2 protein-coding genes are annotated in these 878 nt (G+C 48.6%); both read left to right on the top strand.

Annotation, left to right across the window (positions count from 1 at the left end; genetic code table 11):
* On the top strand, positions 1 to 335 hold a 335-nt coding region (locus AWW72_RS18730), incomplete at its 5' end, for an aspartate dehydrogenase (RefSeq protein ID WP_081410404.1).
* Between the two features lie 12 nt (positions 336 to 347).
* Positions 348 to 878: aldehyde dehydrogenase family protein (locus AWW72_RS18725; protein WP_155858579.1), on the top strand; the 531-nt coding region annotated here is incomplete at its 3' end.

The following is an 878-nucleotide window of genomic DNA, read 5'->3' as shown; positions in this document are numbered from 1 at the left end:
ATGCGGAACAATTGGTTGACCTCGATCAGGTTAGCGAAGCAACGGTTTTTTTCCGTGGCACAGCGAGGGAAGCAGCTTTAAAGTTTCCAGCCAATGCCAATGTGGCAGCCACGATTGCACTGGCAGGACTAGGCATGGATGACACGATGGTCGAGCTAACGGTTGATCCAAGCATCAACAAAAACAAGCACACCATTGTGGCAGAAGGTGTATTCGGTGAAATGACCATTGAACTGGTCGGTGTGCCATTGGCGAGTAATCCAAAAACCTCAACCTTGGCTGCATTAAGTGTGATTCGCGCTTGCCGCAATAGTGTTGAAGCAATTCAGATTTAAAAGGATTTGATCATGGTAAAGGAAATTTATATCGCAGGTGAATGGCGATTGGGTAAAGGCGCTACGATTCAAAGTTTATTTCCAGCAGATCAATCGGTGAATGCTGAAATTTCAACGGCGAGTCTGGAAGATGTCAATGAAGCTATTGAAAAGGCAGATGCGGCTTGGCGTAAAGCCGAGTGGCGCAACAGCATGCCGCATGAACGTGCCCGTATTCTATATAAAGTGGCAGACATTATTGAAGCGCGTGTCGATGAGCTTTCAAAGTTGCAAACTCGTGATAATGGCAAGCCCTTGGCTGAAACCCGTGCCTTAACCATGAGTGCAGCTGCAACAGCGCGTTATGTAGCAGCAGCCTGCGAAACCTTGAATGATGAGCTGACCACGCAACGTGCCGCAGATTTCATGACCATGAGTGTGCATGAACCCGTGGGTGTGGTCGCTGCAATTACCCCGTGGAACTCGCCGATTGCCAGTGAAGTACAGAAATTGGCACCTGCACTTGCTGGCGGTAATGCAGTGATTCTAAAACCTGCGGAAGTG

The organism is Acinetobacter sp. NRRL B-65365 (assembly GCF_001605865.1).
GTDB lineage: Bacteria > Pseudomonadota > Gammaproteobacteria > Pseudomonadales > Moraxellaceae > Acinetobacter > Acinetobacter vivianii.
Note: the sequence above shows the minus strand (reverse complement) of the source record. Positions and strands in the feature narration are given on the sequence as shown.